Annotated in this window: 11 protein-coding genes; 10 read left to right on the top strand and 1 reads right to left on the bottom strand. The window is 50.3% G+C overall.

The window, feature by feature from the left end; all coding sequences use genetic code 11:
* The first annotated feature begins 251 nt into the window (after positions 1-251).
* The 8 genes from SH580_RS00430 to SH580_RS00465 all read left to right on the top strand — a co-directional run bounded on the left by SH580_RS00430 (position 252) and on the right by SH580_RS00465 (position 9739).
* The gene (locus SH580_RS00430) at positions 252-992 is read left to right on the top strand and encodes a MotA/TolQ/ExbB proton channel family protein (RefSeq protein WP_319833029.1); all 741 of its coding nucleotides are present in this window, start codon (positions 252-254) and stop codon (positions 990-992) included.
* Positions 993-1028: 36 nt separating this feature from the next.
* Entirely contained in the window at positions 1029-1571 is a 543-nt protein-coding gene (locus SH580_RS00435; protein WP_319833030.1) for an ExbD/TolR family protein, read from the top strand.
* A complete protein-coding gene (locus SH580_RS00440; protein WP_319833031.1) occupies positions 1568-1996 on the top strand; it encodes an ExbD/TolR family protein in 429 nt (142 codons plus the stop codon). Before SH580_RS00435 ends, SH580_RS00440 begins: the two co-directional genes overlap by 4 nt.
* Complete coding sequence (locus SH580_RS00445) at positions 1993-4041, top strand: hypothetical protein (protein WP_319833032.1); 2049 nt, start codon at positions 1993-1995, stop codon at positions 4039-4041. Before SH580_RS00440 ends, SH580_RS00445 begins: the two co-directional genes overlap by 4 nt.
* Before the next feature lie 132 nt (positions 4042-4173).
* Entirely contained in the window at positions 4174-5922 is a 1749-nt protein-coding gene (locus SH580_RS00450) for a hypothetical protein (protein WP_319833033.1), read from the top strand.
* Between the two features lie 329 nt (positions 5923-6251).
* Complete coding sequence (locus SH580_RS00455) at positions 6252-7454, top strand: hypothetical protein (RefSeq protein WP_319833034.1); 1203 nt, start codon at positions 6252-6254, stop codon at positions 7452-7454.
* 111 nt (positions 7455-7565) lie between these two features.
* Entirely contained in the window at positions 7566-8465 is a 900-nt protein-coding gene (locus SH580_RS00460; RefSeq protein ID WP_319833035.1) for a nucleoside hydrolase, read from the top strand.
* A gap of 71 nt (positions 8466-8536) precedes the next feature.
* Complete coding sequence (locus SH580_RS00465) at positions 8537-9739, top strand: Gfo/Idh/MocA family protein (RefSeq protein ID WP_319833036.1); 1203 nt, start codon at positions 8537-8539, stop codon at positions 9737-9739.
* Between the two features lie 133 nt (positions 9740-9872).
* Here the strand turns inward: SH580_RS00465 and SH580_RS00470 are convergent, their stop codons facing one another.
* Positions 9873-10730 (bottom strand): MYG1 family protein, encoded by an 858-nt coding sequence (locus SH580_RS00470; protein WP_319833037.1) that lies wholly within the window; start codon positions 10728-10730, stop codon positions 9873-9875.
* 203 nt (positions 10731-10933) lie between these two features.
* Here SH580_RS00470 and SH580_RS00475 point away from each other — a divergent pair, with 203 nt between their 5' ends.
* The gene (locus tag SH580_RS00475; protein WP_319833038.1) at positions 10934-11932 is read left to right on the top strand and encodes an aminoglycoside phosphotransferase family protein; all 999 of its coding nucleotides are present in this window, start codon (positions 10934-10936) and stop codon (positions 11930-11932) included.
* The gene (locus tag SH580_RS00480; protein WP_319833039.1) at positions 11923-12810 is read left to right on the top strand and encodes a 3'(2'),5'-bisphosphate nucleotidase CysQ family protein; all 888 of its coding nucleotides are present in this window, start codon (positions 11923-11925) and stop codon (positions 12808-12810) included. Before SH580_RS00475 ends, SH580_RS00480 begins: the two co-directional genes overlap by 10 nt.
* The last annotated feature ends 19 nt before the right edge of the window (positions 12811-12829 follow it).

Raw genomic sequence — 12829 nt, forward strand, 5'->3', positions numbered from 1 at the left:
GAAGACGGGGACGTGTGGCTTATCTGTCATGGCTAGGCTCGGTGCCAGGGGTCCAATTTGCCCACGAAGCTGTTGTCTCGTGCGCTATCCGCTTTTTAGTTAAGTTACGCAATGATTGCGTGGTTGGTTGCTTGTTTTGTGCGGTGATACTCTACTTACTGAAGTCGTTTGGATTTCTTATAGGCACTGGCAGCGCTCCATGTCTCTAATTTCTCGAAATACCATTGTTTAAGATTGTCTATCCATATCATATGAAACGCCTCACTCTAGTTTTACTCTCCTTGGTCTTTGTTCAAATTTTAACGGCTCAATCCGCTTCCATTGAATTGGAATCCGATGCCGTGGGCACCATTGACTGGGTGGCCGAAGTGCTTAAAGGCGGGGCGACTTCGATCGTCTTGTTGCTGGTGGGCTTCGTTGGACTGGTCTTTTTTATTGAGCGTATGATCGTGGTGCGGCGTGCGAACTTTATTCCCAAGGACTTGGAGCGGCAATTGAGGGAGTGCGCGGAGCGCTCGGATTTTGATGGAATGAGCGCTGCCTGTCAGGAAAATATGAGTGTGCTTTCATCGGTGGGAAACTACATTGCCTCGCACAAACATATACCCTTTGAGATCTTGGCGTTAGGGGGATCTGATCTGATTTCCAGAGCGGTCAGTCGCCAGCAGTTGCGTAATTATCCTCTGGCAGTTGTTGCGACGATTTCGCCTTTGCTGGGCTTGTTGGGGACGATTATCGGGATGATTGAGTCTTTTCAAAAAGTGGCGCTGATGGGGGATACGGGGGATGCTTCGGTCTTGGCTGATTCGATTGGTAAAGCACTGATTACGACCGCGCTGGGCTTGATTATTGCGATACCCTCGCTGGCTTCCTACCATTTCTTTAAGTCTAAAATCAACAGCTTCGGCATACGCATGGAAGAGACTATGGATAGCCTGATGTCGCCCTGGTTACATTCGGAGGATGCGCAAACCCCAGAGTCGAAAGAATGATCGAATGCTTAACGTGTCATTCGTTGCCCAATTCTGATGTCTTCTAAAACCCCAAAGCTGAGCCTGACAGTTTCCTCCACATCCCGGGTGGCGGTGATGCGGCGCCTGCGTAATCGGCATCGAAAGGATGATAATGTGGAGGTCGATTTGTCGCCTTTGATCGATTGTGTGTTTTTGCTACTGATTTTCTTTTTGGTAACCACTATGTTGAAGAAGTTGGAAAAGCAGATCCCGGTGGTTTTGCCGGATTATACTTCCGCGCTGGCGCCGATTGCGGAATCGGAGGTGATTATTTATGCGATGGATGATCGTGGACAAATTGAGCGCGCCAATGGAGCATCACGCACCATACAAGGGCTCAGTTATAGTCCGGTGGCGTCCTTTGTTGAGGATCTTAAGTCGGTTGCGCAAACGCATGGAACCGGTGTCGGAATCCGTCTGGATGCGGACAGCGAAGTGCCTGTGCAGCGTGTGATCGATGCCCTGGATACTTTGGCCCTGCAGGGCTTTGAGCAAGTGGGCGTGCGTTTGCGGTATCACGGCTCGGAGGATTTTGAAATGAAGGGCTATCGGAAATGAGTCGCCGCCCCTATGAAGAGGAAGACGAGGATGTGGCACTCAGCATGTCGCCCTTAATTGACTGTGTCTTCTTGCTGCTAATTTTCTTTCTGGTCACTACGATGTTGAAAAAGGACCTTAAAGAGGTGGAGCATCTTAACTTACCGATTTCACGTTCGTCGCTGGAGGTGCCGCCGGATGACAGCGTCGTGGCGATCGCAATCGATGCCGAGGGCAAAATTTATTATGAGGGAGAGTCGGTGACAATCATGGTATTGCTAGACGAGCTGCGGAGCATTGAACAGGAGGACGCTGAACGTCGTATTCGCTTGGATACGGATGAGAATACACCTTTCTATCGTTTCGTCGAAGTTCTCGATGCGCTGAGCTTTCGAAATTTACGTAATGTCGGGGTGCGCACCTATCACGAGAAATACGATAAATGATACACTTGATACAGAAGTTCCCATTGCTGGCTGCGCTGCTACTTTCATTGCTGCTGGCTGCTGCGGTGTCACTAGCGCTGTATTTCAACGACGATTGGCGGCAGACCACCTTTGCCATGCTCGAGACGGAAGTCGATGAAGCGGGCGAGATCGTCAAGAAGGTCAAAGTCGAGCGGCCTGAGCCAAACCGGGAACAAGTGCGTGAAATCGCGCGTAACCAGGAACTAAAGAAACGGGAAAAACTAAAGGAAAATGCCAGCAAATTGCGCAAGACCGTCTTATCGCTGGAAGAGGTCGTTGAAGCCCGAAAGGAATCTCTGAGCACGCCTGATATTTGGGATGAGCTGGCTGCTCGTGCCAGTCGTCTGATACAGCAGGCAGAAGAACTTCGATATTGGCAGAGCAAGAGCCGTTTTCTTACACAGCAAAAAGATGTCGCGAAAAGTCTGATACGATTGAGGGATTTAACCGATGCGCATGCTAAACAGATGCGGGTGCTCGCCTTGCAGCATGAGGTGGAGGATGAGGCGGCATGGTCGGCTTTGGAACAAGCGAGGGGAGCGGTCGAAGCGATGGCTCCAGTGCAGGCGTTGATCATGGCCGCCTATGATGTTGCGGTGGCCATGCCCGTGGATCGAGATCAGGAGAAAATTGTGCGCTTTATGACTGAGCGTGTGGAGGCTTCGAATCAATTGGCCGGGGAGGCAGTTGCTTATTTGAAAGATTTTGAAAGCCTTTTGATGCCAGACCAAGCAAGGTCGTCCTTGCCGCCGGTGGATGCGCTAGCGGAAATTTCGGCTGAAACTGGGGAGGGAGTGGTGGATTCAGAGCCAGCCGAATTGGATACTAAAGCGATGGATTTGGCTGTAAAAGATCCCGTTCCCAGTGAAGCTGATTTTGAAGAGATGGAGACCGCGGAACTCTATGAAACGATCCAAAAAATGACCGAGCGGTTGGACGAAGTGTTTGCGGAAAACAAAGCGGCGGAACTCGCTGAGTTTAAGCAGATCCCACTGGATCAGGCGAAAGAGCAAGTCTATGCACCCAAGACGGATCGGGGGCCGGATTTGGCAGAGTCATTGAAGCATAATCAGCCAAATAGTAGTGAAGAATTTCAATCCTTCAACGAAGCCCTCAATCAAGCTGTGCAGTCGAGTGAGCGTATTGCACGTCAAGCCGAGAGCCGCTTGAGTTCGGCCAGTGGGGCTGAGTCATCGGAGGGCAAAGCTTCCCAGACCGCGGATCAATTGAAGCAGGCATTGAGTCAAACGGCGACAGTCAAAGCGAAAATGGCTATGGCTGGTTCCAATATGGGGCGTGCGGATGGTAACATACAGGACCTGCGCAGTTTGATGCAGCAAAGCTATGCTAATGAATCCCGATTAGGTGGTAGTGATGATCGGGGGCGGGCGGGGCTGAACACTTCGTATGACAGTGCTTCCTTTTCCGGGCCCGATGGCAGTCAAAACAACCCTTCAGGTATTCGTTTGGACAGTCGTAAAACCTTCGCTCAGGCCTTGCCAGGACGGCGCTTTGATCGGGACTCCAGTCGCAAAGGATGGATATTTGTGGATACATGGTATATCATCGGGCCGTGGGATTTACCGCGGGGGCGGGAGTTTGAGCAGTCATTCCCCCCGGAAACAATGGTGGATCTGGATGCGACTTATGAGGGAAAGCAGCACCCCGCGACCAAGCAAGCCATGCATTTACGCTGGCGCTTTGTGCAGTCAGGCAGCCTGCGGATCAAGCCACCCGATGAGTTGAGTTCGACCGTCTATTATGCCTACACAGAAGTTTTCTGTGAGAGCGCCATGGATGTTGTGGTTGCGGTGGCCAGTGATGATCGGGCCAAGCTGTGGATTAACGATTTGGTGGTCTTTCAAGATGTGGGCCTTTCGGGCTGGCAATTGGATGAAGGCTTCCGCCGTGTGTGGTTGAAGCCGGGGTATAATACTTTGCTTTTGCGTCTGGAGAATGGTCCGGCTGTCGCTAATTTCTCGGTGCTGATGTGTCCTGCCGATGAGGTTTTAACTGCCAAGTAGGCTTCGATTGTCGGGCTTAGTTACTGTGCGTATTTCGGCGTATGCGCAACTAGTTGCATGCTGTACTTATTGCCGTTAAGTAGCTGTAGTATCATTGATATGTTCTCGTAGTAACTATAACCCACACAACATATGTATAGCAAATACCCATCGAAACGTTATTTTTCACTCTTAATCTTAATGCCTACGAGTGCGCTGCTCGCGGCGACGAGCTATTGGGATTCCAATGGTGTGACTTCTGGCCTGGGAGGCGCTGGCACCTGGCAGGATACTACAGGTAATTGGAGTTCGGATCTCGCAGGTGAAACGACCACAGTCTGGACGAACGCCGCTCGCGATACGGCGGATTTTCGCGGGACCGCGGGTGCGGTTACTTTGAGTGGAACGGTTAGCGCGGGACAGCTACTCTTTAACTCTGGAGGCTATTCACTATCGGGGGGAGGGCTGACTATCGGGCGGAGCAGCGGTAGCGGAAACTTTACTCTGATCGATGTGCAATCTGGAACCGGAACGACTACGCTGAATTCTGGCATCACAATTGATGATGCGGGCTCAGTGGCTTCGAATGCCATCTACACGATTAATGTGTCTGCGGCTTCCAGTGGCTTGATTTTGGACGGGGACCTTACTTTGGACCATGCATCCGGAACGCCAGGAGGGACCAAGACGTTCAGTTTTCTGACAGAGTCCAATACGGCTTCGATCTATGTGAACGGAGCGATTCTTGGTGGTGCGAATAGTGGGACGATGGCATTTGAATTTGGCTCTGGAGGAGCCAACCAATCGCAGGCGCTCGCATTGAACGGAACGTTCTACGTCAATGGTGATAATTCGGATGTAACGGGGAATTCCCGGATCCATGGAGGCACTGTCTATCTGGGGCATGACAACGCTTTGGGGAGTAGCGCACTTTCATTTGGATCTTCGGGGTCGCGCGGCGATATGAAGCTACTGACAAATGGTGCAGTTACCATTTCAAATGCCCTGAGCATGTCTGGTGGTGCGACTTCGCAAACTTACATTGGTGGTGTCACCGCCGAAGACTCGACCTTTAGTGGTGATTTTAATATGAATGCATTTGGTAGTAATGGCAGTCCTGGTACGATATCGACACCGAATGCGATTTTTACTGCGGCGGCAGGTGGACGTGTCAATTTTAGTGGTAACCTGAGGACGACCGCTCAAATTCCTCGTGGCCTGAAAGTCGAAGGTGATGGAGTGATTGCTTTCACTCGCGCGGCTGGAAACGAATACAAAGGGGTGACTGAAATTAACTCCGGCACGCTTTTACTCATGAATACCAGTGGCTCGGCGACTGGGGATGCTTCGCAGCTGGGAGTCGGTGAGTCCGGCGTGTTTATTGCCAGCGGTGCACGATTGGGCGGAACTGGTATCACGACAGTATTGGTTGAGGCCAATGCGGCAGGAAGTATAATTTCAGCAGGTGATATGACTAAAGAAGGCACACGTTCGATCGGCACCTTGCATCTCGACGGTGGTATGAAAGCAACTGTGGGTGCCACCTTTGAAGTGGATATCAATGGCGCTTCAATCGACGTGGTTGATTTTGGCGCGGCTGATGTGGATTTGGATGGTTTGTTGACCTTCGATTTCGAAAGCCTGGGCACTGTCAACGTGGGCATGGCCTATAGTCTTTTTGCCGGTAGCGGTGATTGGACGGGCAGCGATGCCACATTTGCATTTAATGGCCCTGATGGATATGTTCTGGATACTGGCTACGGCAGTGGTGAGGGGTATATTTGGGATGCTGCGGGTAACTCTTTGACTGTTCAGTTTGCCGCGATACCGGAGCCGGGGGCCTATGCACTCTTAGCTGGTTGGCTTGGTTTGATTGCGGTGATGCTTCGCCGCCGTGGCTAATTAATTCAAGCGATTCCTACGCTTCTTCATTCTGCCCGACGCCGCAATGGCGTCGGGCATTTTTCTTTCTGAATGGAGTCTCAGTTGGAGACGGCTGTCATGTGTAAGCATAACTAGGCAGAGCTCATATTTGAATTATTCAGACAAAGGCGAGACACCTTAATCCGTGAACAGTTCATTGAGTCAGTTCCTGTGGCAGAGCATGGAATCCGTGGATTGTTCTAGTCTCCTGATGTTGCGCAACTTATTGCGTAACGTGGTGCTTGTCAGTATAGTAACATTGAGCTTAGTTGAATACTAGTTACTTCAACTACTAACCCCTCCTCAAAATGAATATGAAAATGCTGAAAATCTCATCTACAATCAGTGCTACCTCAATTGTGTTGTGTGGCGCATTACACGCCCAAGTTTATTGGGATATTAACGGCACCAACGCAGGTGCAACGAATTCCACAGATGCATCTGGCACTTGGGATATCGCGACGACTTCCAATTGGAATACCGCATCCGATGGCACCGCGGCGGTGACGACTTTTACGGATACGGATAGTGTGGTCTTTTCAGCGGGAAATAACGTGTCGACAGCTGCAATTACGGCAACTGGCACACCTACCGCGACCAATCTGACCATAGAGGAAGGGACTTATACTTTCGATGGAAATTTAAAACTAGGCGCTGCGGCGACTTACACGGTATCCAGTGGGGCTTCGGCGACTTTTAATGATGCCGTATCACTTACAGATAACGCCGACTTCGTCATCGAGGGGGCATCTTCCATCAAGCTCTCGGGGGCTGGTAAAACATTTACGAAGACGGGGAGCGGTACTCTGACGCTAATCGATTCGGCGAATAGCGATTATGCTATCAACGTGAATGAAGGTTTGGTCGTTATCAATCGCACTGCGACCAAACTGCTTAAAAGTATCGTCGTAGGGGCTTCTGGAACATTGCAACTGTCTACCAGTGACCAGCTCAATCCTTTAACTGTAAACGGTCTCTTCATTATGGACTCGGGCGTTTCCGATTCGCTGGGGCAACTCTATGGCACTGGTAGCATTCAAGCCGGAGATAACACTTCGCTTAATATTGATAAGGGCAATTTTTCAGGGGATATTAGCGGTGATTTGGATATCTCCATTAGTAAGACCAACGGTTTTACATTTAATGATGGTTCCTCCGTTGAGTTTATCATCGGGGCAGATGGCGTGAGTAATTCCATCACCAGTGGCGATGCGAACATGAGCGAATTGAATCTGAATGGTGAATTAACATTCGACCTCACCGGTGCGGATCTGACCGAGGGGAATTCTTGGTTGATTGTTGATGTCAGTGCATTGAGCGTCACCTATGGAGCCACTTTCAGCATTGCGGACTTTAGTGAGTCAGGTGGCACTTGGACCTATGATTCTAACGCCTTGCTCCAGTTTTCGGAAACGACTGGTTATTTGACCGTGGTTCCAGAGTCGTCCAGCTATGCTTTGCTTGCTGGTTGCTTGGGCTTGACTTTCGTCATGCAGCGACGCCGGAAGTAAGCGTTTGTGAGATTGCTCAAAATATTTCAAATCCCGGCACTGTAGTGGCGGGATTTTTTGTGTGAACTAATCAGTCTTTGTTACTGTCGGTGATGATCGGGAAATATTAATATGAAACGAGAAGAATTATTAGCGCTCCCCAGTGCTTGCGTCCGTGCGGTCTTGGATACGGACGCTTACAATGAAATTGATGATCAGTTTGCGATTGTCTATGCCATGCTGGCGCCGGAGCGTATCGAACTTGAAGCGATCTACGCAGCACCCTTTCTCAATAAACGCTCGTCCAGTGCGGCAGATGGCATGGAGAAAAGCTATGACGAAATTCAGCGTGTGCTTGGCTTGCTGTGTGCGGCTGATCAGGTGCCGACCTTTCGTGGGGCTGAAGCGTTTTTAGTGGATCACCCTGCACCGCTTGCGACTGACGCGACTGAGGATTTGATTACCCGTGCGCGCCAGCGGGACAAAGGACCTTTGTATGTGATGGCGATTGCTGCGATTACTAACGTCGCGACTGCCATACTACTGGCACCGGACATTATTGATAATATTGTGGTGGTCTGGCTGGGGGGGCATGCTGACTATTGGGCACATAATGGAGAATTCAATTTTCAGCAGGACGTGCCCGCGGTCAAAGCAGTGCTTGAATCCGGGGTAGTCATATTTCGTATGCCCTGCGTGCCAGTTGCCGACCACTTGCAATTGACGATCTATGAGCTGGAGCATTACTTATCGGGTAAAGGGCCCCTGGCGGATTATCTCTGTCAAATCTTCCGAAATTATCGTGAGCATGAGGGCGCTTGGACTAAGGTCATCTGGGACATTGCTGTCGTGGCATGGCTGGTCAACCACGATTGGGTGCCTAGTAAGCTGGCACCTGCTCCATTTATGCAGGCAGACAATAGCTGGTCGATTTCTTCCATAAATTCTATTATTCGTACCGCTATACAAGTCTACAGAGATCCAGTTTACACGGATTTATTTAAGCGGATTATAACGTATTCAGCTCGTTGAGTAGAATCAAAATAAAAACATTAGTTTTTTCTGTAACTTTATGCAGATTAGGATGCAGTATAGGTTTATATATGTCTTCAAAAACTGTAAAACTCCTTTTGGTCGGTATTGGTGGCTATGGCCATTTCTATATTGATGGAATCGAAGCACTCGCAGATCAAGTCGAGCTTGTTGCGATTGTGGATCCATTTCCTGCTCAGGCTCTTGATTGGCCTACTCTCCAAGCACAGGATATTCCATGCTTTGATACTTTGGATGCGTTTTTGGCAACTGGTATAACAGTGGATCTGGCTGTGTTGGCTTCGCCAATTTCATTTCATGCAGATCAAAGTTGTGCTTTGATGGAGGCGGGAGTCCATGTCCTGTGTGAGAAACCAATTGCTGCGACGATTCCAGAAGTTGAGCGCATGCGCGAAGTGCGTGATAGCACGGGTAAATTTTTGGAAATCGGATATCAATGGTCTTTCAGTGAGGCGGTCCAAAATCTGAAGACAGATATTCTGAGCGGTCATTATGGAATGGCGCAGTGTCTCTCTACACATGTGGCATGGCCGCGAACCAGTGCTTACTATGCGCGCAATAGTTGGGCTGGTAAAATCCATAATGCTCAAGGGGCTCCTGTGTATGATAGCCCTGTGGCTAATGCAACTGCTCATTTTTTACATAATATGCTCTTCGTTTTGGGAGAGACTCAGCAATCGTCTGCGTTGCCGCGGAAAATTCGTGCAGAATGTTACCGAGTGAATCCGATCGAAAATTATGACACTGCGTGTCTTGAGGTGGAGACTGAGAAAGGTGATCGTATTTTGTTTTATACTACACACGCCGCTGACGCGAATGATGGTCCAAGTTTCTTGTATCGCTTTGAAGGGGCGGAGATTCGCTATGAGATCGGCGGTGATATCGTGGCCTATCTAGCTGATGGATCGATCAAGAATTACGGTAACCCCGAGGGCACTCACATGCGTAAGCTGGATGTATGTGTGGCTAAGGTATTGGATGCTGACGGGGCGACTACTCCCATTTGCAGTATTGAGGCGGCCAGCTCGCATACATATTGTGTGAATGCACTGCAGCAGATACCAGTTTATACGGTTGACCCAGCGTATCTGCAAGTGAAGGAGATTAAGCCCGGGGAGCAGCTAACTTTTATTCCTAATATGGGTGTGCACTTAAGGGAGGCGTTTGAACAACAAAAGCTTTTTTCTGAAATGAATTTTCCGTGGGCGACACCGATGGGGGCGGCTGTAGTTGTTTGCCCGATTCATTCGTAGAGAGCACGATCTTAGGGATTTCTTAGCAGGCGGGTTTTCGGGCATCAGTCGGAATTCACCGCGTGGTTTAAAACACACACACGGCTGAATGTCCGAGTGCCTATCGACTTGCGCACTCAAGTGTAAGCCGTGATTAGTCGCGTGGTTTGTAGGCTTTGGCGACTAAATGTTGTAGGCGCTCGATTTCTGCACTGGATGTTTTTGCGATAAATCCGCGTGCGTGCGTGAAGTGAACGTCATCTTCGGTGTCGAGTTGAGTGAATTCCATGCGAGTGTCGTCGTTAAAGCGGCGCATACCATAGCCGGTGCCCCGACTGTCGGGGTAAATGAGTGCGAGGACTTCCTCTTGTAAGCCGAGCTTTTCCACATGATAGCCTAGGCCCGCGGAAGCTTCGTCTGGCATCGGATCGGTGCGTGGCATGAAGAGTGCCTTGTAACCGTCGAATTCCCAGATTTCAGCATGCTCTGCCACGAAGTCTAGCCGGCTGCGCAAATTTGTAATATAATCGACCGTATCTTGACCGATCATGCGCATGATTTCCCAGATCGGCTCACCAGGCTTATGCTCAGTCTTACTGGCGAAGCGACGTAGAATTGTGATGTCGAGCGGAGAATTGAGCTTGCCGAGGGTGTCGCGATCCATGCCTAACCATTCGGCAGTATCGACTGGGCCGCGGCAATCGAACCACTCTGCGACTTCGAGCCAGCTACAAAACTCGCGTGCATCTTCGTAAATTCCCAAATGTTGGAGTACCAGCGAGAGGGCGCAGGTGGGCACATGATCGCGGGGGAATTGGTGGTGGTCGAAATTATGTAGCTTCGAATTATTTTGGTGCCCGATATCGAGCACCGCCACGGACGGGTCGTTGAGGTCGGCCTCTGTCGGGTCACGACGCTCGATGGTGACGGGGGCTTGCGTGAGTAATACTGCGCAGGCTAAAAAGTCGTCTTTGTGGGCACCGCCCGGATGTGTGATAATCTTTGATAACATGCGCGGAGGTTTTCAGTTCCAGCTCAGGTGTCGAACGTAAATGTCGTGTGCACTTGTGAATCGCGAGTTGGGTGTGCTTCGTGACCGTGTGTGTGGCCGCGCATAACTTCGGCTGCGGGAATCTGAGAGAAAGGGGCCCGGGTTATGAGAGCCGAAGATACCGCGTGCTTTTTATGCTCGGTATGATCTAATGCAGCTCGAGAATGAAGGATACGATAGCAACTATATTAATTAAATGCACTCAGGCGCGCGAAGTGAAAGCGATGGGTGTTTTGCAAAAACTATGGAGCGGTTATGGCTCGATTGTGCGCTATCGCTTAGTGGGGGCTGAGCTTTCGAGTGTGATTGTAAAACATGTGTCGCCTCCAACTGCATCTGCGCATCCACGCGGCTGGAATACTGATATCTCGCATCAACGTAAATTGAGGTCCTATGCGGTGGAAACGGCCTGGTATCGAGATTTTGCCGATCAGTGTGATGTGAACTGTCGGGTGCCCCGTTGCCTCGACCTCTTTTGCGCCGGTGAAGAGGTGGTGATGGTGCTGGAAGATTTGGATGCGGCGGGCTTTCCGATCCGCAAGCAGTCGGTTTCAGGCACAGAGCTTGTTGCATGTTTATCGTGGTTGGCTCATTTTCACGCGACCTTTTTGGGCGTATCGGAGGCTGGTCTGTGGCCGAGTGGGTGCTATTGGCATTTGGAAACTCGACCTGATGAATTGCAGGTGTTGGCACGCGAAGATCCTGCTTTGTATGCAGCCGCGCAAGCAATTGACTTAAAGCTCAAAGCGAGTCGGTATCAAACTTTGGTCCATGGGGATGCGAAGTTAGCGAATTTTTGCTTTTCAGAGGATGGTCGTTCGGTCGCAGCAGTGGATTTTCAATACGTGGGGCGTGGTTGCGGGATGAAGGATGTGGTTTATTTTATAGGAAGTTGCTTGTCCGAAGATGAGTGTGAACGCGAGGAAGCGCCACTGTTAGAGCAGTATTTTGAGGCGCTGCGTCGGGCCTTCGTTAGTCAGGGCAAGGATGTGGATGTCGACGCCTTAGAGGCTGATTGGCGTGCTTTGTATCCGGTCGCGTGGACCGATTTTCATCGTTTCCTCAAAGGCTGGAGCCCCGGGCATTGGAAAATTAACACATATAGCGAACAGTTAGCCGCTTCGGTGTTAGCTGAGATACAATTGGAGGGTCGATGCAAATAGATACGAACAAATTCAACACACTAGCGGATGTCGCGTGTGAGGCAGCACTACGCGCGGGGGCATTGATACGCACTTTCACTGCTGGTGAGGTGACGGTCTTTCGTAAAGAGGGTGGGGATAGTCTCGCCTCGCAAGTTGTGACTGAGGTTGATGAGCGCAGTCAATCAGTGATTCTCGGGCATTTAGAGTCCACTTTCTTGAAATACGATCTGGCCTTGTTGAGTGAGGAGCGAAGTGATGATGGGAGTCGCTTTGATAAAGAATATTTTTGGTGCATTGATCCGCTGGACGGGACGCTACCTTTCACGCAAGGTAAGGCTGGTTATGCAGTCTCGATTGCTTTGGTGCGCCGTGATGGCTTGCCGGTGATCGGAGTGGTTTACGATCCCGTGCAGGATCGTTTATATCGTGCTGTTGCGGGACTAGGGCTGTGTATCAACGGGCAGCCTTATCAAGCTGCCCGTGTGGTCCGCACTGGAGAGACACGGCTTAAGTTTTGTATGGATTGCACCTTTGAGAGTGATCCGCGCCGTGAGGCTCTGAGTCTGCGTATGCATGCCTTAGCGCAACGAGCGGGGTATTCCGAGGCGGTGATTGATATGCATGGAGGGGCTGTATGTAATGCTTGTTATGTGTTAGAGCATCCACAGGCGGTTTATCTCAAAGAGCCCAAAACCGAATTGGGAGGCGGCTCCTTTTGGGATTTCGCTGCGACTGCGTGCATCTTTGAAGAAGCCGGGGGCTCGGTGAGTGATTACTTTGGTCAGCGGCTAGATTTGAATAGTTCGACGCATACGTTTTTTAATCACTGTGGCGTGTTTTTTTGTTCGGATCCTGCGTTGGCAGAATTACTGCAGGCTGCGCGAGAATTAGGGTAATTGAAGATTCGTCTCTCAC

This window comes from Coraliomargarita algicola (assembly GCF_033878955.1).
Lineage (GTDB): Bacteria > Verrucomicrobiota > Verrucomicrobiia > Opitutales > Coraliomargaritaceae > Thalassobacterium > Thalassobacterium algicola.

Coding starts and splice junctions, on each gene's coding strand:
- SH580_RS00430 (WP_319833029.1), top strand. CDS start 252: ATGAAACGCCTCACTCTAGTTTTACTCTCCTTGGTCTTTGTTCAAATT.
- SH580_RS00435 (WP_319833030.1), top strand. CDS start 1,029: ATGTCTTCTAAAACCCCAAAGCTGAGCCTGACAGTTTCCTCCACATCC.
- SH580_RS00440 (WP_319833031.1), top strand. CDS start 1,568: ATGAGTCGCCGCCCCTATGAAGAGGAAGACGAGGATGTGGCACTCAGC.
- SH580_RS00445 (WP_319833032.1), top strand. CDS start 1,993: ATGATACACTTGATACAGAAGTTCCCATTGCTGGCTGCGCTGCTACTT.
- SH580_RS00450 (WP_319833033.1), top strand. CDS start 4,174: ATGTATAGCAAATACCCATCGAAACGTTATTTTTCACTCTTAATCTTA.
- SH580_RS00455 (WP_319833034.1), top strand. CDS start 6,252: ATGAATATGAAAATGCTGAAAATCTCATCTACAATCAGTGCTACCTCA.
- SH580_RS00460 (WP_319833035.1), top strand. CDS start 7,566: ATGAAACGAGAAGAATTATTAGCGCTCCCCAGTGCTTGCGTCCGTGCG.
- SH580_RS00465 (WP_319833036.1), top strand. CDS start 8,537: ATGTCTTCAAAAACTGTAAAACTCCTTTTGGTCGGTATTGGTGGCTAT.
- SH580_RS00470 (WP_319833037.1), bottom strand. CDS start 10,730: ATGTTATCAAAGATTATCACACATCCGGGCGGTGCCCACAAAGACGAC.
- SH580_RS00475 (WP_319833038.1), top strand. CDS start 10,934: ATGAAGGATACGATAGCAACTATATTAATTAAATGCACTCAGGCGCGC.
- SH580_RS00480 (WP_319833039.1), top strand. CDS start 11,923: ATGCAAATAGATACGAACAAATTCAACACACTAGCGGATGTCGCGTGT.